We start from the raw sequence: 21054 nt of genomic DNA, 5'->3' as shown, positions 1-21054 counted from the left end.
GCCCGGTTACATTCCGAACCCGGAAGCTAAGCCTTTCAGCGCCGATGGTACTGCAGGGGGGACCCTGTGGGAGAGTAGGACACCGCCGAACAATTATTTGAATAGACCCCAACCCCCGAGGCTTGTCCCGGGGGTTGGGGTCTTTTTGCTGCTCGTTACCCTCATGTTCACGTCGAAACGGGAACCTGGGCACCCCGACAGGCGGAGGTGTGGAGACGTGCAGCAGATGACGACTGCCGGACGGCGGCCCGGTATCGCTTCGGAGATGACGGCGACCGCGGTTCGCGACACCCTGAAAGCGCTCGGCATCGGCCGCGGCGACGAGGTCATCGTGCCGTCGTACGGTCCCGGCGCACCCGCCGACGGGGCTCGACTGGCCGGCGCGACACCGGTGTTCGCCGACATCGACCCGCGGACGTACTGCGTGGACCCGGCCTCGGTGGCCGCGTGTGTCACCTCCCGCACCGCCGCTCTCGTCCCGGTGAACGTGTTCGGCCACCCTGCCGCCATGGACCTCCTGGACGACCTCGCGGTCCGGCACGGGCTGGCCGTCGTGGAAGAGGCGCCGAGCGGCGAGGACGTGGGCGCCGTGGCCCGCCGCCGGGCGCACGCGCGGTTCCTCGACTCGGCGCTCACCGGCGTCGTGGTGCCGTACACCGCGCCCGGTGCCCACCACGTCTACCACCAGTACACCGTGCGGGTGCCGGGGAACGGCCGGCCGGACCGGGACGCGTACCTGCGGGCGCTGGCCGTGCGCGGGGTGCGGGCGACGGTGAGCGTGCCGGTGCCGGTGCACCGGATGCCGGCGCACCGTGCGGCGCCGCCGGTGGAGTTGCCGCAGACCGAGCTGGTCGCCGCGGACAGCCTGTCGCTGCCGGTTCACTCGGGCCTGACGCAGCGCGAGTTGACGCATATTGCCACGGTCTGCAACCGGCTCGGCGGGATCGTCTGAGCGCGGTTTTCGTGCACACGCGCTGATGGGCTACGATCTTCCCATCGACGCGCCCCAATAGCTCAGTCGGTAGAGCGTCTCCATGGTAAGGAGAAGGTCTACGGTTCGATTCCGTATTGGGGCTCTGCGAAAGAAGGCCCCCGCCTCATGGCGGGGGCCTTTGTCATGAGGCGGGACGGGGGCGCTTCACGGCTTCGGCAGCGCGGGTACCCGCATCGCCAGGATCGCCATGTCGTCGGAGGGCGCGTCGGCCGCGAAACGCTCCACCGCGCGCTGGATGCGCGCGGCGACCGCGCCGGCGGTCAGGCCCGTACACGTGGCCAGCACGTCGGCGAGGCCGTCGTCGCCGAGCATGCGGCTGCCCTCGCGGCGCTCGGTGACACCGTCGGTGACGCACAGCAGGACGTCGCCGGGGTCGAGGGTGACGGACTGCTCGTAGAGGTCCAGGTCGTCCATGACGCCGAGCAGCGGCTGCGGTTCGGCCGCGGGTTCGACGGTGCCGTCGGGGCGCAGGCGCAGCGGCAGGGGATGGCCGGCGCAGACCATGCGCAGTTCGGCGCTGCCGTCCTCCCGGGGCCACAACTCGCCGTACAGGAGGGTGAGGAAGCGGCTGCGGGCGCCTTCGTCGAGGATGGCCGCGTTGAGGCGTTCGAGGACGGCGGGGCCGCCGAAGCCCTCGCGGGCGAGCAGGCGCAGGGCGTGCCGGGCCAGGCCCGTGACGGCGGCCGCTTCCGGGCCGGTGCCGCAGACGTCGCCGATGGCGAAGCCCCAGCAGCCCTCGCGGATCGGGAAGAGGTCGTAGAAGTCGCCGCCGACTTCGTTGCCCTCACCGGCCGCGCGGTAGACGACCTCGACCTCGACGCCCGGGACGCGGGGCAGCTCGGGCGGCAGCAGGCTGCGCTGGAGGGCCTGGCTGATCGCGGTGCGCTCGCTGTAGAGGCGGGCGTTGTCCAGGGCGAGGGCGGCACGGCGGGAGAGGTCCTCGGCGAGTTCGAGGATCTCCTGGCGGAAGCGTTCGTCGCTGGGCTTGCCGAGGGTGAGCATGCCGATGACGCGGTTGCGGGCGACCAGGGGCAGCACGACCGTTTCTCCACCGACCGCGGCCGCGGTGGCCAGGGCGATGCCCGGGGTGGTGGCGGGGCGTGTGCCGGGGGCGGCGCCGACGCCCAGGCTGCGCAGGGAGGCGCGCAGGGCGCTGGAGTGGGCGGCGTCGGAGGGGGCGGTCCAGATCCGGGCGCCGGGGGTGGGGTCGGGCTCGGGCGGCCTGACCTGCTGGAGGAGGGCCTTGATGCCGTCGATGCGGTCCTCGTCCTCGTGCAGGACGAAGGCGAGTTCGGGTTCCGACTGCTCGGCGATGGTGTAGACGGCGCACCAGCTGGCGAGGGTGGGGACGGTCATCTGGGCCATCAGGGCCAGGGTCTGGTCGCGTTCCAGGGTGCCGGCGAGCAGGTCGGAGGCTTCGACGAGGAAGGAGAGCGAGCCGCGGCGGAGCCGTTCGAGTTCGGTGAGGCGCGCGCTCTCGACGGCCAGGGCGATCCGGTCGGCGGCGAACTGGAGGCGGAGCGCCTCCTGGTTGCTGTAGCGGCCGGGTGCTTCGGCGGCGACGCCGAGGGAGCCGGTGAGGCGGCCTTCGACCTTGAGCGGGACGGTGACGACGGAGCGCATGCCGGTGCCGGACAGCAGCGGTACGGCGCCGGGCACGGCGGTGAGGTCCTCGTGGACGGCGGGCATGCGGGCGCTGCCGTAGCGGCCGGTGCCGGCCTCGACGGGGACGCGGGCGAAGCGCTGGCGGGCGGAGGGCAGGCCGGTGGAGGCGCGTACTTCGAGTTCGGTCTCGTCGTCGGTGGCGAGCAGCAGGTAGGCGGCGTCGCCGTCGAGCATGTCGCGGGCGCGTTCCACGGTGCGCTGGAGGAGGCCGTCGAGGTCGTCGGGGGCGGGGGAGCCGATGAAGACCTCGAACGCGTCGGTGGCCTTGCCGCGTTGGGAGGCGTGGGCGTCGGAGCCGTGGGAGCCGCGGTTCGGCGACTGGAGGACGGCGCGCTCCTCGGCGCGGACCAGCAGGCACACGGTGGACGGTTCGCCGGCGGTGTCGCGGACCCGCAGGTGGGAGCCGTAGACGGACAGGACGCGGCCGCCCGCGTCGCGCAGGCCGTAGGTGCCCTCCCAGCGGGAGAGCTGGAGGGCGTCGGCAAGGCCGATGCCGGTGCCGGGGGTCTGCGGCCAGGCGGCGAGGTCGGCGAGGGACTTTCCGACGATGTCGGCGGCGGTGTGGCCGAAGAGGTCGGTGGCGTCGTCGTTCCAGCGGGTGATGGCGCCGGACCGGTCGACCTGGATGACGGCGACACGAACGCGTTCGTCGGCGACGGGGAGGTCGGCGGTGGGCAGTACGGGTCCGGCGGAGCGGGTACCGGTGGGGCGCTGGGGCAGTTCGAGCTGGAACCAGACGTACTTGCCGGCGGCGGAGTACTCCACGCCCCAGCGGCTGGCCAGGGCGGAGCAGAGCAGCAGGCCGCGGCCGCCCTCGTTGTCGGTCTCGCGGAACTGGCGGCCGCGGGTCTGCATGGGGACTTCGCGCTCGGGATAGTGGTCGGCGACCTCGACGCGCACCGCGGTGTCGTAGCGCAGGCACTGCACGTCGGCGGCGGTGCCCGCGTGTACCACCGCGTTGGTGACCAGTTCGCTGGTCAGGACGACGGCGTCGTCCACCACGTCGGCGAAGCCCCAGCCGTGCAGGGTGTCGCGGACGAAGGCGCGGGCGATCGCGACCGACCGTCCCACCGGTTCGAAGGTGGCCGCTGCCCGCGCCGTGATCACCGATCTCCTCATGGTTCGTGTCCGCGCGGGCGCGCTGCCCGCTGCTGCCGGTGCGTCGCCGTGCTGCTGGAACGTCACCCGGCGGCTCCCCTGCGTGTGCGCCCGTCGGAGGGTGGGACCCCCCGACTGTGGCAGCACCGTTCACGTTACCTACCCACACCGACCGCGTGTGCGCCGGTTACCGGTGTTTCCACCCCGATCGTGGTCGCAGTTCCTCCGATGCTGCCGAACTGTTATGGGAGGGGTGGGCCGTAGTGAAACACTGGGCATGTTCTGAAGGTTGCAAGCTTGCTCATCTGCGGGTCGGTCGACCCTCCGGGAGGAACACGGTGGAGTCTGGCGCATCGGCGCGGGGCACGGTCACGCGTACGAAGAACGGGCGATCCCGTGGGAACGGGACCGTCGAGGTCGACATGGCCGCGCTCACCAAGCTGCTCGGGGCGTTGTCCGCGATGCGGGACGGCAATTTCCGCAAGCGGCTGCCGGTGTCCGGGGACGGGCCGCTGGCGGAGATCGCGGTCGTGTTCAACGAGGTCGCCGACCGTAATCAGCATCTGACCGGTGAGCTGGCCCGGGTCCGGCGGGTGGTGGGCCGGGACGGGAAGCTGACGGAGCGGCTGGAGACGGGCCCGTCGGAGGGGTCCTGGGCGGCCGCGATCGAGGCGTCGAACGCGCTGGTGGACGACCTGGTGCGGCCGGTCTCCGAGGTCGGCAGGGTGCTGTCGGCGGTGGCCGAGGGCGATCTCGAGCAGCGGATGGACCTGCGGGCGCAGAACGCGGACGGGTCGGCGCATCCGCTGCGCGGTGAGTTCCTGAAGGTCGGCCGTACGGTCAACGGTCTGGTGGACCAGCTGTCGGCGTTCACCGACGAGGTGACGCGGGTCGCGAGCGAGGTCGGTACCGAGGGCAAGCTCGGCGGGCAGGCGAAGGTGCGGGGCGTCTCCGGGTCCTGGAAGGACCTGACGGATTCCGTCAACACGATGGCGTACCGGCTGACGGCGCAGGTGCGGGACATCGCGCTGGTGACGACGGCAGTGGCGAAGGGGGACCTGTCCCGCAAGGTCACGGTGCATGTCGCCGGGGAGATGCTGGAACTGAAGAACACCGTCAACACGATGGTGGACCAGCTCTCGTCATTCTCGTCCGAGGTGACCCGGGTGGCCCGGGAGGTCGGTACCGAGGGCGAGCTGGGCGGCCAGGCGCAGGTGCCGGGCGTGGCCGGGGTGTGGAAGGACCTGACGGACTCCGTCAACCTCATGGCGGGGAACCTGACGGCGCAGGTGCGGGACATCGCGCAGGTGACGATGGCGGTCGCGAACGGCGACCTGACGCAGAAGATCACCATCGGGGCGCGCGGTGAGGTCGCGCAGCTCGCCGAGACGATCAACGCGATGACGGAGACGCTGCGGACGTTCGCCGACGAGGTGACGCGGGTCGCGGGGGAGATCGGCGCGGAAGGTCAGCTCGGCGGGCAGGCGCAGGTGCCGGGTGTGGCGGGGACGTGGAAGGACCTGACGGACTCCGTCAACACCGCGTTCCGGAACCTGACGGCGCAGGTGCGGGACATCGCGCAGGTGACGACGGCGGTGGCGGGTGGTGACCTGTCGCAGAAGGTGACCGTGGACGTCTCCGGCGAGATGCTGGAGCTGAAGAACACCGTGAACACCATGGTGGACCAGCTGTCCGCGTTCGGTGACGAGGTGACGCGGGTCGCGCGCGAGGTCGGGGTCGAGGGACAGCTGGGCGGGCAGGCGCAGGTGTCCGGCGCGGCGGGGACGTGGAAGGACCTGACGGACTCCGTCAACACCGCGTTCCGGAACCTGACCGCGCAGGTGCGGAACATCGCGCAGGTGACCACGGCCGTCGCCAACGGCGACCTGTCGCAGAAGGTCACGGTGGATGTCTCCGGCGAGATGCTGGAGCTGAAGAACACCGTGAACCGCATGGTGGACCAGCTCAGTTCGTTCTCGCAGCAGGTCACGCGGATGGCGCGGGACGTGGGCACCGAGGGCCGGCTGGGCGGTCAGGCCCGGGTGGACGGGGTGTCGGGCACCTGGAAGGACCTGACGGACTCCGTCAACTTCATGGCCGGCAACCTCACCTCGCAGGTGCGGCAGATCGCGCAGGTGACGACGGCGGTGGCCCGTGGCGACCTGTCGCAGAAGATCGACGTGGACGCCCGGGGCGAGATCCTGGAGCTGAAGAACACCATCAACACGATGGTCGACCAGCTGTCGTCGTTCGCCGAGCAGGTGACCCGGGTCGCGCGCGAGGTGGGCACGGACGGGCGGCTGGGCGGTCAGGCGCAGGTGCCGGGCGTGGCCGGCGTGTGGCGCGACCTGACGGACTCGGTGAACTTCATGGCCGGCAACCTGACCGGCCAGGTCCGCAACATCGCGCAGGTCGCGACGGCGGTGGCCCGCGGTGACCTGTCGCAGAAGATCGACGTGGACGCCAAGGGCGAGATCCTGGAACTGAAGAGCACGCTGAACACGATGGTCGACCAGCTGTCGTCGTTCGCGGAGCAGGTGACCCGGGTCGCGCGCGAGGTGGGCACGGAGGGCATCCTGGGCGGCCAGGCGGAGGTCAAGGGCGTCAGCGGTACGTGGAAGGACCTCACGCAGTCCGTCAACTTCATGGCGAACAACCTGACGTCCCAGGTGCGCAACATCGCGGACGTGACGTCTGCGGTGGCGGCCGGCGACCTGTCGCGGAAGATCACGGTGGACGCGAAGGGCGAGATCCTCGCGCTGGTGACGACCGTGAACACGATGGTGGACACGCTGTCGGCGTTCGGTGACGAGGTCACGCGCGTGGCGCGCGAGGTGGGTACCGAGGGGCAGTTGGGCGGTCAGGCGCGGGTGCGTGACGCGTCGGGCATCTGGAAGGACCTCACCGACTCGGTGAACGGCATGGCGTCGAACCTCACGTCGCAGGTGCGGTCGATCTCCTCGGTGGCCACCGCCGTCGCCAACGGCGACCTGACGAAGAAGATCGATGTCGACGCCCGGGGCGAGATCCTGGAGCTCAAGAACACCATCAACACGATGGTGGACACGCTGTCGGCCTTCGGTGACGAGGTCACCCGGGTGGCGCGCGAGGTGGGTACCGAGGGCATCCTCGGCGGCCAGGCGCGCGTGCCGGGCGTGGCGGGCACCTGGAAGGACCTGACGGAGTCCGTCAACGGGATGGCGTCCAACCTGACCGGCCAGGTGCGGCAGATCGCGCAGGTGACGACCGCGGTCGCGCGCGGTGACCTGTCGAAGAAGATCGACGTGGACGCGCGCGGGGAGATCCTGGAGCTGAAGACCACGATCAACACCATGGTCGGGCAGCTGTCCGCGTTCGGTGACGAGGTGACGCGGGTCGCGCGCGAGGTGGGTACCGAGGGTCGGCTGGGCGGTCAGGCGCGGGTGCCGGGTGTCTCGGGGATCTGGAAGGACCTCACCGAGTCGGTGAACCTGATGGCCAACAACCTGACCAGCCAGGTGCGCAACATCGCGCAGGTCGCCACCGCGGTGACCCGCGGCGACCTGAACCTGCGGATCGACGTGGACGCGGCCGGGGAGATCCTGGAACTGCAGGACTACATCAACACGATGATCGTCCGGCTGCGCGAGACCACCCTCGCCAACAAGGAGCAGGACTGGCTCAAGGGCAACCTGGCCCGGATCTCCGGTCTGATGCAGGGCCGCCGCGACCTGCGGGACGTGGCCGCGCTGATCATGAGCGAGCTGACCCCGGTGGTGTCCGCGCAGCACGGCGCGTTCTTCCTCGCGCAGGACACCGCGGAGTCCGGTGCGGAGTACGAACTCGCGCTGATCGGCAGCTACGGCTTCTCCCGGCGCACCATGTCCTCGGTGTTCCTGCCCGGTGAGGGGCTGATCGGGCAGTCCGCGGTGGAGAAGCGCTCGATCCTGATCGAGCAGGCGCCGCCGGGGTATCTGAAGATCGTGTCGGGGCTCGGCGAGGCGCCGCCGGCGCATGTGATCGTGCTTCCGGTGCTCTTCGAGGGGCGGGTGCTGGGCGTGATCGAGCTGGCCGCGTTCCAGCCGTTCACGCAGATCCAGAAGGACTTCCTCGACCAGATCACCGACATCATCGCGATCAGCGTGAACACCATCTCGGTCAACACCAAGACCGAGGGGCTGCTCAAGCAGTCCCAGGAGCTGACCGAGCAACTCCAGGAGCGCTCGGACGAGTTGGAGAACCGGCAGCGGGCCCTGCAGATGTCCAACGCGGAACTGGAGGAGAAGGCCGAGCTGCTGGCGCGGCAGAACCGCGACATCGAGGTGAAGAACACCGAGATCGAGGAGGCCCGGCAGGTCCTGGAGGAGCGCGCCGAGCAGCTCGCGGTCTCGATGCGCTACAAGTCGGAGTTCCTGGCGAACATGTCGCACGAGCTGCGGACGCCGCTGAACTCGCTGCTGATCCTCGCCAAGCTGCTGGCCGACAACGCCGACTCCAACCTGTCGCCCAAGCAGGTCGAGTTCGCCGAGACGATCCACGGAGCCGGTTCCGACCTGCTGGAGCTGATCAACGACATCCTGGACCTGTCGAAGGTCGAGGCCGGCAAGATGGACGTCTCGCCGACCCGTATCGCCCTGGTGCAGCTGGTGGACTACGTGGAGGCGACGTTCCGGCCGCTGACCGCGGAGAAGGGCCTGGACTTCTCGGTGCGGGTCTCGCCTGAGCTGCCGGTGACCTTGCACACCGACGAGCAGCGGCTGCTGCAGGTGCTGCGCAACCTGCTGTCGAACGCGGTGAAGTTCACCGACTCCGGGTCGGTGGAGCTGGTGATCCGCCCGGCCGGACCGGATGTGCCGCAGGCGATCCGGGAGCAGTTGCTGGAGGCGGGGACGATGCGCGACGCCGACCAGCCGCTGATCGCCTTCTCGGTCTCCGACACCGGCATCGGGATCGCGGCGAGCAAGATGCTGGTGATCTTCGAGGCGTTCAAGCAGGCCGACGGCACCACCAGCCGCAAGTACGGCGGCACCGGCCTTGGCCTGTCGATCAGCCGGGAGATCGCCCGGCTGCTGGGCGGCGAGATCCACGCCGACAGCCAGCCCGGCCGCGGCTCCACCTTCACGCTGTACCTGCCGCTCAGCCTCGGTGACACGCTGCCCGTGCAGCCGCAGTTGCCGGCCGGAGCAGGCGCAGGCGCCGGCAGTGGCCGGGGCGCGGACGCCGACCAGCAGGCCCAGGGCCGCAACCGCAGCCCGGGCAGCAGCCTGGCCCGGCTGCGCCGCCGCTCCGCCCAACCCGCGCCCGGCCCGGCGCGGCCGGCGGACGGCGACACCGGGTCCGGGTCCGGGAACGGCGGTTCGGCGCAGGGCGGCGGGTCCGCGAACGGCGCCGGTTCCCTGAACGGCCACGGCGGCGCCGCAAACGGCCGGAGCGGCGCCGTGCACGGCGCCGAGGGCGCGGGGACCGACGCGGGCGCGGCGGCGCGGGAGACAGCGCACGGGGAGGCGTACCCGGCCTTCACCGGCGGGTTCAGCGGCGAGAAGGTCCTCATCGTGGACGACGACATCCGCAACGTCTTCGCGCTCACCAGCGTGCTGGAGCAGTACGGCCTGACCGTGCTCTACGCGGAGAACGGGCGCGAGGGCATCGACGTCCTGGAGCAGTACGACGACATCGCCGTGGTGCTGATGGACATCATGATGCCGGAGATGGACGGGTACGCGACGACCACGGCGATCCGCAAGATGCCGCAGTTCGCCGGGCTGCCGATCATCGCGCTCACCGCGAAGGCGATGAAGGGCGACCGGGAGAAGGCGATCGACTCCGGGGCGTCGGACTACGTGACCAAGCCGGTGGACACCGACCACCTGCTGACGCTCATGGAGGACTGGATGCACGCCCGATGATCGGCCCGATCACCGAACCTGCCCGAAGATGGCTGAATATTTTGCCGACTTGAGGGGCAGGTGAGGTGTGGGCCGTTCGGAATCTGGGAACCTTACGGTCTCCGCCTGCGTTTCCGGTATGTGGTGAGTGACGTGGCGGTGACAGGGTGTGGCGAACGGCGGGGTGCGGCTACGATGACCGGCACAAGGACGGGCGGCGGGACATTGCTGCCCCCGGGGGCGGCGATCGGCGCTTCCGTCGGCATTGCGAGTCGGGGAGGCCCCAAGCCGGGGCGAGGAGGGCGTGGCGTGGTGCAAAAGGCCAAGATCCTCCTGGTCGATGACCGGCCGGAGAATCTGCTGGCGCTGGAGGCGATCCTCTCGGCGCTGGACCAGACCCTGGTCCGTGCATCGTCAGGGGAGGAAGCGCTCAAGGCGCTGCTGACCGACGACTTCGCGGTGATCCTGCTCGATGTCCAGATGCCGGGCATGGACGGGTTCGAGACCGCGGCACACATCAAGCGGCGGGAGCGGACCCGGGACATCCCGATCATCTTCCTCACCGCGATCAACCACGGCCCGCACCACACGTTCCGCGGATACGCGGCCGGTGCGGTCGACTACATCTCCAAGCCGTTCGACCCGTGGGTGCTGCGCGCCAAGGTCTCGGTGTTCGTGGACCTGTACATGAAGAACTGCCAGTTGCGCGAGCAAGCGGCGCTGCTGAGGCTGCAGTTGGAGCAGGGCGCGCCGTCCGGCGCCGTGGCCGGCGGGGCGGGCCCGGCAGGTGCGAGGGAGTCCGTCGGCCTGCTCGCCGAACTGTCCGCGCGGCTGGCCGCCGTGGAGGAGCAGGCCGAAGCGCTCGGCAAGCAGCTCGACGGCAGCGCCGACGCCGCCGTGGTGGCCACGGCCGCACACCTGGAGCGCAAACTCACCGGGTTGCGGCGGGCGTTGGACGCGCTGGAACCCGGCGACGCCGGCGGCGGCAACGGGTTCGGCAGGCAGCAGGGCGGCTCGGACTGAGCGCGCACGGCGGGTCCGGACTCCGCGGCGCGCCGTGCGCGAGCCGGGTGGCACGCTCCCGCCGGTCGTCCTCCCGGCCCATGACGCGGCGTCAACCCGGCGCCCAGCGCGGTCCGACACGAACGGGCGTATCCCCGAGCAGGCGTGTCCCCCGATCACAAGGGCGGTAACCTCGGCCCATGGCCCCCCGTACGTCCGGCACCGCCAAGAAACCCCCGGCGCGGCCTCCGGCCAAGAAGACCGCGGCGAAGAAGCCCGCGGCCAAGAGCGCTGCCTCCCGACCGCCCGCCAAGAAGGCGGCGGCGGCCAAACCCGCGCCCGCGGCCGCGCCGTCCCCCACCGGCGGCCTCTACCGGGTGGTGCGCGCGGTGTGGCTCGGCTTCGCACACGGCGTCGGCGCGATCTTCCGCGGGATAGGGCGCGGCGCGCGCGGCCTCGACCCCGCGCACCGCAAGGACGGCGTGGCGCTGCTGCTGCTCGGCGTGACCCTGGTGGTCGCCGCCGGCACCTGGTCCAATCTGCACGGCCCGGTCGGGGACCTGGTCGCCCTGCTGATCACCGGCGCCTTCGGCCGGCTCGACCTGCTGGTGCCGTTCCTGGTCGGCGCGATCGCCGTCCGGCTGATGCGCCACCCCGAGCAGCCCGAGGCCAACGGCCGGATCGTGATCGGCCTGTCCGCGCTGGTGCTCGGCGTGCTCGGCCTGATCGACATCGGCTGCGGCGCCCCGAGCCGCGCCGACGGCGCGCAGGCGCTGCGCGACGCCGGCGGCCTGATCGGCTGGGCCGCCGCCGCGCCCCTGCACTACACCGTCGGCTCCGTGCTCGCCGCGGCGCTGCTCCTGCTGATCACCGTCTTCGGGCTGCTCGTGGTCACCGCGACCCCGGTCAACGCGATCCCGCAGCGGCTGCGGGCGGCCGGCGTCCGGGTCGGCCTGTACGCACCCCCGCCGGACCCCGAGGCCGTCCCGCTGGAGGACTTCTTCGACGACGACGCGGACGCCGTGTCCGGGTCGCGCTCCGGAGCGGCCGAGGACGACTCACCGGTCCGCCGGGTGCCCGCCCGCTTCACCAAGTCCCGTGCCGGCAAGGGCGCCGACGCCGACCCGTACGACATAGAGCGTGACGGCGACAGTGCGGGCTCGGGCATGGGCGGGCTCGACGCGGAGGAGCAGGACAAGCCGCGCCGCAAGTCCCGGCGCCGCCCGGAGCCGGCGTCCGTCCAGGGGGCCGACGACCTCGACCTGGACCCGGTGGACGTCGCCGCCGCGGCCGCCGCGGCCCTCGACGGCGCGGTGCTGCACGGCGTGCAGCCCTCCCCGCTCGTCGCCGACCTCACCAGCCGGCTCAAGAAGCCGGTGCCCGCCGCCCGCGCCGACGACACCGGCGCCCAGGGCGCGGCCGGCGCCGCCAAGGGCAGCGACTCCGTACCCGACCTGACCAAGCCCGCCGCCACCTCCGAGGCCGGGCCGCCGCTGCCGCCGCGGGCCGAGCAGCTCCAGCTCTCCGGCGACATCACCTACGCCCTGCCCTCGCTCGACCTGCTGGAGCGCGGTGGCCCCGGCCGTACCCGGAGCGCCGCCAACGACGCGGTCGTCGCCTCGCTGAGCCAGGTGTTCAAGGAGTTCAAGGTCGACGCCGTCGTCACCGGCTTCACCCGCGGCCCGACGGTCACCCGGTACGAAGTGGAACTGGGCGCCGCGGTGAAGGTGGAGCGGATCACCGCGCTGGCCAAGAACATCGCGTACTCCGTGGCCAGTCCCGACGTGCGGATCATCAGCCCGATCCCCGGCAAGTCCGCGGTCGGCATCGAGATCCCCAACAGCGACCGCGAGATGGTCAACGTCGGCGACCTGCTGCGCTCGGCCGAGGCCGCGGGCGAGGACCACCCGATGACCGTCGCGCTCGGCAAGGACGTCGAGGGCGGCTACGTGGTGGCCAACCTCACGAAGATGCCGCACGTCCTGGTCGCCGGGGCCACCGGTTCCGGCAAGTCCTCCTGCATCAACTGCCTCATCACCTCGGTGATGTGCCGCGCCACCCCGGACGAGGTCCGGATGGTGCTGGTCGACCCCAAGCGCGTCGAGCTGACCGCCTACGAGGGCATCCCGCACCTGATCACGCCGATCATCACCAACCCGAAGCGGGCCGCCGAGGCCCTCCAGTGGGTGGTCCGCGAGATGGACCTGCGCTACGACGACCTCGCCGCGTACGGCTTCCGGCACATCGACGACTTCAACGCGGCGGTGCGCTCGGGCAAGGCGAAGACCCCCGAGGGCAGCGAGCGCGAGCTGACCGCGTATCCGTATCTGCTGGTGATCGTCGACGAGCTGGCCGACCTGATGATGGTCGCGCCGCGCGACGTGGAGGACTCGATCGTCCGCATCACCCAGCTGGCCCGCGCCGCCGGCATCCACCTGGTGCTGGCCACCCAGCGGCCGAGCGTCGACGTGGTCACCGGCCTGATCAAGGCCAACGTGCCGTCCCGGCTCGCCTTCGCCACCTCCTCCCTCGCCGACAGCCGGGTCATCCTCGACCAGCCGGGCGCCGAGAAGCTGATCGGCAAGGGCGACGGGCTGTTCCTGCCGATGGGCGCGAACAAACCGATCCGGATGCAGGGCGCCTACGTCACCGAGGACGAGATCGCCAAGGTGGTGGAGCACTGCAAGGCGCAGCTCACACCGACCTACCGGTCCGACGTCACCGTCGGCAGCGGACCGAAGAAGGAGATCGACGAGGAGATCGGCGACGACCTGGACCTGCTGTGCCAGGCGGCCGAACTGGTGGTCTCCACCCAGTTCGGCTCCACCTCGATGCTCCAGCGCAAGCTGCGGGTGGGCTTCGCGAAGGCCGGGCGGCTGATGGACCTGATGGAGTCCCGCGGGATCGTCGGCCCGAGTGAGGGTTCCAAGGCGCGCGACGTGCTGGTCAAGGCGGATGAGCTGGACGGGGTGCTGGCGGTGATCCGCGGCGGCGACGGGCCGGGGTGACGCGCTGAGGGTGAGCGCTCGGAGCGACGGGCCCGGGGGCCGGCGGCCCCTGGGATGACGGGCCGGATGACGGGCCGGGATGACGGGCCGTGATGCGGCGCAAGGCCACCGGCCCGGGCGTTGGAGCGGTACCGACGGGTACACCCGGACGTACGTACCATTCGTCACACAAGTGGAGTCGTGCCACGTGTGACGTCGGCCAACTCGGGGCACGTTGAAGGGCAACCGTTTCTCCGGTCCAAGCGTCAAGTTGTACAGGCAGGACGACTGTCACCCCGTTGACACCCTCGCGTGCCCGTGGGGCCGACGAAAATCCGTAGTCCGCCCGCCCCGGTGTTTCATACCGCCCCTAGACTGAACTTCCAGCAGGTGGCTGCACGCTCGAAAGGCGCCCTCGTGTCCATCGGCAACACGCCCTCCGCCGACCGTCCTTCGGTCGGCCGCGCCCTCGCTCAGGCCCGCACCGAGGCGGGGCTGACCGTTGACGAGGTCAGCACCACCACCCGGGTACGCGTCCCGATCCTCCAGTCGATCGAGCAGGACGACTTCTCCCGCTGCGGCGGTGACGTCTACGCCCGCGGCCACATCCGCGCCATCGCCCGCGCCGTCGGCGTCGACCCCGAGCCTCTGATCGAGCAGTACGCCGCCGACCACGACACCGACTCCGCGCCCCCGCCGGTCGCGCCGCTGTACGAGGCCGAGCGGATCAAGTCCGAGCCGCGTCGGCCGAACTGGACCGCCGCCATGATCGCTGCGATCGTGGCCGTCATCGGCTTCGTCGGGTACACCGTCGTCAGCGGGAGCGGCGGCGACAGCGGCAAGACCAGCGCCCAGTCCAGCCCGAGCGCGTCGGCCTCGACCACGACGTCCCCGAGCCCGTCGTCGCCGCAGGGCAACGGCGCCCCGACCGGGCAGCCGACCGACACCGGCAGCGCCATCGCCGCGGCCCCGCCCGGGAAGGTCACGGTCAAGGTCACCGCCGAGAGCGGCGCCAGCTGGATTCAGGCCACCGACGGCAACGGCAAGCAGCTCTTCCAGGCGTCCCTCAAGGAGGGCCAGTCCAAGACCTGGACCGACGACAAGAAGATCAAGCTCATCGTCGGCAACGCGGGCGCGGTCCAGCTCTTCGTCAACGGCAAGGACCTCGGACCGGCCGGCGGAAAGGGCCAGGTCGTCCGCCTGACGTACACGCCGGGCGACCCGACGCAGGGTTAGCCGCGGGCCGCCGGACCGACGGGGGCGGACGGGCGTTCGGCGCACCGCGCGGCGAAGTCGCGAGAAGGCCACCGGGTAGGCTGGTGCCTATGCCCGAACCCCGTACCGTCGCCCTTGTCACGCTCGGCTGCGCCCGCAATGAGGTGGACTCGGAGGAGCTCGCCGGCCGGTTGGCGGCGGACGGCTGGCAGCTCGTCGAGGACGCCGCCGACGCCGACGTGGCCGTGGTGAACACCTGCGGCTTCGTCGAGGCCGCCAAGAAGGACTCGGTGGACGCCCTGCTGGAGGCGAACGACCTCAAGGCGCAGGGCCGCACCCAGGCGGTCGTCGCGGTGGGCTGCATGGCCGAGCGGTACGGCAAGGACCTGGCCGAGGCGCTCCCGGAGGCCGACGGCGTCCTCGGTTTCGACGACTACGCGGACATCTCCGACCGGCTGCGCACCATCCTGGGCGGCGGCATCCACGCCTCCCACACCCCGCGCGACCGGCGCAAGCTGCTCCCGGTCAGCCCGGTGGAGCGGCAGCGCGCGGTCTCCGGGACCGGTACGGGCGCGCGGAGCGGGGCGGTGGCGCTGCCGGGACACGGGCAGGGCGCGGCGGAGGCGGACGAGGGCAGAGGCACCGGAAGCGGCAGCGGTGTGGACGGGGGCGCGTCCGGTGCGGTCCGCGCGGCGGCGCACCCGACCGCGGACCCGGACGTGCCCTGGCAGGTGCCCGATCTGCCGGAGGGTGTCGCTCCCGCTTCGGGGCCGCGCGCTCCGCTGCGCCGGCGGCTCGACTCCGGCCCGGTCGCGTCCGTGAAGCTCGCCTCCGGCTGCGACCGCCGCTGCACCTTCTGCGCGATCCCGTCCTTCCGCGGCTCGTTCATCTCCCGGCGCCCCTCCGACGTGCTGGGCGAGACCCGCTGGCTGGCCGGGCAGGGCGTCAAGGAGGTCATGCTCGTCAGCGAGAACAACACCTCCTACGGCAAGGACCTCGGCGACATCCGCCTGCTGGAGACGCTGCTGCCGGAACTGGCCGCCGTCGACGGTGTCGAGCGGGTCCGGATCAGCTACCTCCAGCCCGCCGAGATGCGGCCCGGCCTCATCGACGTCATGACCGGCACCCCGGGTGTGGTGCCGTACTTCGACCTGTCCTTCCAGCACTCCGCGCCGGGGGTGCTGCGCGCCATGCGCCGCTTCGGCGACACCGAGCGGTTCCTCGAACTGCTGCACACGATCCGGTCGAAGGCGCCGGAGGCCGGCGTCCGGTCCAACTTCATCGTCGGCTTCCCCGGCGAGAGCGAGGAGGACCTCGCCGAACTGGAGCGGTTCCTGAGCGAGGCGCGGCTCGACGCCATCGGCGTGTTCGGCTACTCCGACGAGGAGGGCACCGAGGCCGCGTCCTTCGAGCACAAGCTCGACGAGGACGTGGTCGCCGCCCGGCTCGCGCGGGTCTCCCGGCTGGCCGAGGAACTGACCGCGCAGCGCGCGGAGGAGCGGCTCGGCGCCACCCTGCGGGTGCTGGTCGAGGCGTTCGACGAGGAGACCGGCGAGGTCACCGGCCGCGCCGACCACCAGGCGCCGGAGACCGACGGCCAGGTCGTCCTGCTGCCGCCCGGTGGGAACGCGGCGGGCGCGGCGGCCGTTGGGGCATCCGGCGGGGAGTGGCGGCCGGCGCCCGGGACGTTCGTGACCGCGAAGGTGACGGGCACCGAGGGCGTGGACCTGATCGCCGAAGTGCTGCCCGAGCTGGCCGGTGCGGCCGGCGGCCAGGGCGCGGAGTGTTCCGAGGGAGTGGGCAGATGAGCGGAGGCGCCGAGCCCACACCGCCGCCGCTGCGGGCGGCCACCGCGGCGCGTCCGGCCGAGGCCGGCACCGGTGGGGACGGGAGCGGGCGGGGCGGGGCCTCCGGTGGTTCACGGGGTGCTGGTGCTGAGGGTGTTGGCGCCGCGGGTGCGGGTGCGGGTGCCGGTGCTGCGGGCGCTGGTGCCGCTGGTGCTGGTGTCGAGAGTGCTGGTGCTGGTGCTGGTGTCGAGGGTGCTGGTGGTGCGCACGAAGCCGGTGCGCAGGCCGGCCGGGGCAGCGGCCAGGCCGGGCTCTGGAACGTCGCGAACCTGCTGACGATGACCCGGCTCGTGCTGGTCCCGGGGTTCGTGCTGCTGCTCGTGCACGACGACGGGAACGACCCGGCCTGGCGCTCCTTCGCCTGGGCCGCCTTCGCGATCGCGATGATCACCGACCTCTTCGACGGCGAACTGGCCCGGCGCTACGGCCTCGTCACGGACTTCGGCAAGATCGCCGACCCGATCGCGGACAAGGCGATCATGGGCGCGGCGCTGGTCGGGCTGTCCGCTCTGGGTGACCTGCCGTGGTGGGTCACCGGGGTCATCCTTTTCCGTGAACTCGGCATCACCCTCATGCGCTTCTGGGTGATCCGGCACGGCGTCATCCCCGCGAGCCGCGGCGGCAAACTCAAGACGCTCACGCAGGGCGTCGCGGTCGGCATGTACATCCTGGTGCTGACCGGTCCGCTGGCCAGTATCCGTGCCTGGATCATGGCGGTCGCGGTCGTGCTGACCGTGGCGAGCGGCGTGGACTACGTACGGCAGGCGGTCGTCCTGCGCCGGGCGGGCCTGGCGGCGCAGGCCGCCGATGCGGCTCACGACGAGACGGCGACCACTCCGGCGGCGAGCGCTCCCACGGCGACCGCTCAGGGCGCTCAGGGCGCTCGGGGCGGTGCGCGGGTGTCGGTGACGGCGCCCGGGGGCGCGTCCGGGGCGACGCTCGCGGCGACGAGCGGGCCGGGAACGGGGACGAGGGCCGGGGGAGCGCACCGGGCCGAGCCGGCGGATGAGCCCGTGTCGGGGGCCGAGACCGCGCCTGGGGCCGACCCCGCACCCGCGTCCGCCCCCGCCCCCGCGCCTGCCGCCGAGCGCGAGCGTCGGCAGGGCGTATGAGCGCGGAGGGGCCGGTGGGGTCGCAGGCTTCGGGGCAGTCCGAGCCCGCCGGGTCCGCGGAACCGGCTGAGTCCGCGCGTGAGGCCCTGCGGCTGCTCGTGGGTCGCGCGGCGACGCTCGCGGTCGCGGAGTCGCTCACAGGCGGCCTGGTGGCCGCTGAACTGGCTGCCGTTCCCGGCGCCTCGCGGGCCTTCCGTGGTTCGGTCACGGCGTACGCGACCGAGCTGAAGCACGAGATCCTCGGCGTCGACGCCGCTCTGCTCGCCGAGCGGGGTGCGGTGGACCCCGATGTGGCGCGCGGGATGGCCGAGGGCGTACGCCACCGGCTCGGCGCGGACTGGGGCGTCGCGACCACCGGCGTCGCCGGCCCCACCCCCCAGGACGGTCAGCCGGTCGGCACGGTCTTCGTCGCCGTCGCCGGCCCGTCGGGCGCCGTGGTCGTCCCGCTGCGGCTCTCCGGGGACCGCGGCACGATCCGCCGGGCGTCGGTGGCGGCTGTCCTGGAACTGCTCACCGCCGAACTGCGGAGGAGTACGGTTGCGGGTCCGGAGTCCACCACGGCCGCGGCCGAAGGACAGCGGAACGGCAAGGGCCGAACGGCCACACGTAACGGTCCCGGTACGACTACCGGCGGCCAAGGATAGGGAAGAAGACGGGGGGAAGTGATGTTTGCAGCCCTGAGTGAACACGTCTTCGCTCCCCGCACGGGCGGTGCCCGAGGCGGTACGGTGGGGCGAGAAGGATGCGGTTTCGCGGTCCGAGGAGGGAGCCACCGATGATCCTGCTCCGTCGCCTGCTTGGTGACGTGCTGCGTCGGCAGCGCCAGCGCCAGGGCCGCACTCTGCGTGAGGTCTCTTCGTCGGCCCGGGTCTCCCTGGGCTATCTCTCGGAGGTCGAGCGGGGGCAGAAAGAGGCGTCCTCCGAACTGCTCTCGGCGATCTGCGACGCCTTGGACGTGCCGATGTCCGAGGTGATGCGCGAGGTCAGCGACGACCTGTCGCTCGCGGAGCTGGCTCAGTCGTCGGCGGCCGAGACTCCGGCCGCGCCGATGAGGCCCCTGCTGGGCGCGGTCACGTCCGTCACCTCCGTCACGGCCGTACCGTCCGCGCCGGACGAACGGATCACCATCAAGGCGCCCAAGAAGTCCGCGGAAGCCGTGGACGTCGTCGCCGCCTGAACCTGCTCGTACCGCCGCTGGACGCGTGCGTCAGCGGTTGAGCGCACCTGTCGGCCCAGCCACGGGACGAAACCCGTCCCGTGGCTGGGCCGTCGTGTTTCCTGCGGGGCGCACACGGCGCGTGCCGAGCTGCCGATCGGGGGCGGGTGCGGGGGCGGGTGCGGGGGCGGGTACCGCGGCCGCTGTCTTTTGCCATGTGTGGTGCGCGAGGGCAGGGTAGGCGCAGAAGGTCAGTACGGGATGAATCAGACCCGAACGCGTCGATCCGCGAGGAGACAAGCGCATGTCTGTCGTGAAGAGCCCCCTGGCCGAGCAGGCCCGCAAGACCGTCGGTGAAGCCCTCCAGGGTGCCCTGGTGGATCTGATCGACCTGTCACTGCTGGCCAAGCAGGTGCACTGGAACGTCATCGGCCCCCGGTTCCGGTCCATCCACCTCCAGCTGGACGAGGTCGTGGACAGTGCTCGCGTCGCCTCCGACACTGTCGCCGAGCGTGCCTCCGCGATCAGCGTGACCCCCGACGGCCGCGCCGGCACCGTCGCCAAGACCAGCGGCATCGACACCGTCACCGACGGGTGGGTCAAGGACAGCGAGGTCGTGGAGATCATGGTCGCCGCCCTCGACGCCTGCATCACCCGGATGCGTGAACGCATCCAGACCACCGACAAGCCCGACCCGGTGACCCAGGACATCCTCATCGGCATCACCGCCGACCTGGAGAAGTTCCACTGGATGTTCCAGGCGGAGAACGTCTGAGGCGCCATGCGCGGCCCTCGAAGGACTCCGACGATACGGACCCGGACAACACGGTCCCGGTCCCGGACCCGGACCTGCTCGCGCACGCGTCCCAGGCCCGCTCCGGCGGCGATACCGGCGGCGATACCGGCGGTGCGGGTGGCGGCGCCCAATTCGCCCGGGCCCGCCGCGACGGCCCGGGTCCGGGGCCGGGGCCAGAGTGCGGGTGGCGTGCGCGTGGTGCTGGCCCTGGTCGGCGGCGTGCTGTGGTGGCTGGCGGTCCTGCGGTTCGGTCTGCGGCCCGACACCTCGGGCGGTCCGGCCGGCGGCGTGCACGCCGCGATCGTCGCCGGCGGGTGGAGCCTCGGCCTGATCCCCATGCACGCGGTGCCCGCACGGCGGCAGGAGGCGGCGCGGCGCCGCCGGACGAAGGCGACCGCTCCCGTGCCGGCGGGGTCCGGCCTTCCCGGGGATCAGCACCTGGCCGAGGACGACGCGGGGCCTGGATCTGGACCTGGGTCTGGAGCTGGCGCCGGACCTCGCTGGCACCGCGGGCACCAGTAGGCCACCCGATCCTGCTGCCGGGTGTCATCGCCGTGCCGGGCCGACCTGACCGCAGTGCCGCACCGCAGGCACGGCTGGTGCTCCCGGCCGTACACCCAGTGGGTGCGCCCGCGACGGGTGTCCCCGGTCGTCACATGGCCGGGGCGCGCCTTGTTCGCCTCCAGCAGTCGTCTGGCCAGCGCCACCAGCCGCTCCGGCGCCGGCACCGCCCCGAACGGTGTCCACGGCGTCACCCCGCGCAGAAAGCACAGCTCGGCGACGTAGACGTTCCCGATCCCGGCCAGATTCCGCTGGTCCAGCAACGCCTCCCCGACCGGGCGGTCCGGGTCCGCGGCCAGCCGGGCGAGCGCTTGCTCCGCGTCCCAGTCCGGCCCGAGCAGGTCGGGCCCGAGGTGGCCGACCGCCTCGCCCTCCTCCTCGGTGCGCAGCAACTCCAGCACCGGCAGCCGGTAGCCGACCGCGACCCGCTCACCCGCCGCCAGTACCGCCCGCACCTGGTGCATCGGGCCGCCCCGCCAGCGTTCCCCGGCCCCGTACAGGTGCCACGCCCCGTCCATCCGCAGATGGCTGTGCAGCGTCATGTCGCCTTCGAGCCGCGCCATCAGGTGCTTGCCGCGCGGCACCACCGCCAGCACCTGCCGTCCCACCAGGTCCACGGTCGCCAGCTTCGGCACGCGCAGATCGGCCCGCACCAGCGGCTGCCCGGCCAGCGCCGCGTGCAGTCGATGGGCGGTCAGCCAGACCGTGTCTCCTTCGGGCACCCCTCCATGATGGCGCCTGCGCCGTCCCCACCTCG

13 protein-coding genes, 1 tRNA gene and 1 rRNA gene are annotated in these 21054 nt (G+C 72.0%); 12 read left to right on the top strand and 3 right to left on the bottom strand.

Features of this window, described 5'->3' with window-relative positions; translation table 11 throughout:
* From rrf to ACIPAE_RS34680, 3 genes are all read left to right on the top strand, one after another.
* A 5S ribosomal RNA gene (gene rrf, locus ACIPAE_RS34690) occupies positions 1–91 on the top strand; the annotation flags it as partial.
* Positions 92–163: 72 nt separating this feature from the next.
* Complete coding sequence (locus tag ACIPAE_RS34685) at positions 164–952, top strand: DegT/DnrJ/EryC1/StrS family aminotransferase (protein ID WP_366410000.1); 789 nt, start codon at positions 164–166, stop codon at positions 950–952.
* Positions 953–1003: 51 nt separating this feature from the next.
* A tRNA-Thr gene (locus ACIPAE_RS34680) sits at positions 1004–1076 on the top strand.
* A 62-nt stretch (positions 1077–1138) separates the two neighbouring features.
* On the opposite strand, the gene ACIPAE_RS34675 is transcribed toward ACIPAE_RS34680, so the two are convergent.
* Positions 1139–3766, bottom strand: a complete 2628-nt coding sequence (locus ACIPAE_RS34675; RefSeq protein ID WP_329373835.1) for a SpoIIE family protein phosphatase — start codon at positions 3764–3766, stop codon at positions 1139–1141.
* Between the two features lie 329 nt (positions 3767–4095).
* Here ACIPAE_RS34675 and ACIPAE_RS34670 point away from each other — a divergent pair, with 329 nt between their 5' ends.
* From ACIPAE_RS34670 to rimO, 5 genes are all read left to right on the top strand, one after another.
* Positions 4096–9642, top strand: a complete 5547-nt coding sequence (locus ACIPAE_RS34670; protein ID WP_402450746.1) for a HAMP domain-containing protein — start codon at positions 4096–4098, stop codon at positions 9640–9642.
* 288 nt (positions 9643–9930) lie between these two features.
* Positions 9931–10644, top strand: coding sequence for a response regulator (locus tag ACIPAE_RS34665; protein WP_329364075.1), 714 nt, complete (start codon positions 9931–9933; stop codon positions 10642–10644).
* A 179-nt stretch (positions 10645–10823) separates the two neighbouring features.
* Positions 10824–13631: a DNA translocase FtsK gene (locus tag ACIPAE_RS34660; protein WP_402450744.1), complete on the top strand. Its 2808-nt coding sequence runs from the start codon at positions 10824–10826 to the stop codon at positions 13629–13631.
* A 396-nt stretch (positions 13632–14027) separates the two neighbouring features.
* Positions 14028–14846 (top strand): RodZ domain-containing protein, encoded by an 819-nt coding sequence (locus ACIPAE_RS34655; RefSeq protein WP_329364071.1) that lies wholly within the window; start codon positions 14028–14030, stop codon positions 14844–14846.
* 89 nt (positions 14847–14935) lie between these two features.
* Entirely contained in the window at positions 14936–16633 is a 1698-nt protein-coding gene (rimO, locus tag ACIPAE_RS34650; protein ID WP_402450742.1) for a 30S ribosomal protein S12 methylthiotransferase RimO, read from the top strand.
* A gap of 110 nt (positions 16634–16743) precedes the next feature.
* On the opposite strand, the gene ACIPAE_RS34645 is transcribed toward rimO, so the two are convergent.
* A complete protein-coding gene (locus tag ACIPAE_RS34645; RefSeq protein WP_402450740.1) occupies positions 16744–16881 on the bottom strand; it encodes a hypothetical protein in 138 nt (45 codons plus the stop codon).
* Positions 16882–16950: 69 nt separating this feature from the next.
* On the opposite strand from ACIPAE_RS34645, the gene pgsA reads away from it, so the two are divergent.
* The 4 genes from pgsA to ACIPAE_RS34625 all read left to right on the top strand — a co-directional run bounded on the left by pgsA (position 16951) and on the right by ACIPAE_RS34625 (position 19715).
* Entirely contained in the window at positions 16951–17784 is an 834-nt protein-coding gene (pgsA, locus tag ACIPAE_RS34640; RefSeq protein WP_402450737.1) for a CDP-diacylglycerol--glycerol-3-phosphate 3-phosphatidyltransferase, read from the top strand.
* A 14-nt stretch (positions 17785–17798) separates the two neighbouring features.
* A complete protein-coding gene (locus ACIPAE_RS34635; protein WP_402450736.1) occupies positions 17799–18428 on the top strand; it encodes a CinA family protein in 630 nt (209 codons plus the stop codon).
* Positions 18429–18559: 131 nt separating this feature from the next.
* Complete coding sequence (locus ACIPAE_RS34630; protein ID WP_328470176.1) at positions 18560–18961, top strand: helix-turn-helix transcriptional regulator; 402 nt, start codon at positions 18560–18562, stop codon at positions 18959–18961.
* Between the two features lie 283 nt (positions 18962–19244).
* Entirely contained in the window at positions 19245–19715 is a 471-nt protein-coding gene (locus ACIPAE_RS34625) for a DNA starvation/stationary phase protection protein (protein ID WP_329364066.1), read from the top strand.
* A 452-nt stretch (positions 19716–20167) separates the two neighbouring features.
* On the opposite strand, the gene ACIPAE_RS34620 is transcribed toward ACIPAE_RS34625, so the two are convergent.
* Positions 20168–21019: a DNA-formamidopyrimidine glycosylase family protein gene (locus ACIPAE_RS34620; protein ID WP_402450734.1), complete on the bottom strand. Its 852-nt coding sequence runs from the start codon at positions 21017–21019 to the stop codon at positions 20168–20170.
* Positions 21020–21054: the final 35 nt, after the last annotated feature.

The organism is Streptomyces sp. NPDC087270 (assembly GCF_044744625.1).
Classification (GTDB): domain Bacteria; phylum Actinomycetota; class Actinomycetes; order Streptomycetales; family Streptomycetaceae; genus Actinacidiphila.
Note: the sequence above shows the minus strand (reverse complement) of the source record. Positions and strands in the feature narration are given on the sequence as shown.

Coding starts and splice junctions, on each gene's coding strand:
- rimO (WP_402450742.1), top strand. CDS start 14,936: ATGCCCGAACCCCGTACCGTCGCCCTTGTCACGCTCGGCTGCGCCCGC.
- ACIPAE_RS34625 (WP_329364066.1), top strand. CDS start 19,245: ATGTCTGTCGTGAAGAGCCCCCTGGCCGAGCAGGCCCGCAAGACCGTC.
- ACIPAE_RS34685 (WP_366410000.1), top strand. CDS start 164: ATGTTCACGTCGAAACGGGAACCTGGGCACCCCGACAGGCGGAGGTGT.
- ACIPAE_RS34660 (WP_402450744.1), top strand. CDS start 10,824: ATGGCCCCCCGTACGTCCGGCACCGCCAAGAAACCCCCGGCGCGGCCT.
- ACIPAE_RS34630 (WP_328470176.1), top strand. CDS start 18,560: ATGATCCTGCTCCGTCGCCTGCTTGGTGACGTGCTGCGTCGGCAGCGC.
- pgsA (WP_402450737.1), top strand. CDS start 16,951: ATGACCCGGCTCGTGCTGGTCCCGGGGTTCGTGCTGCTGCTCGTGCAC.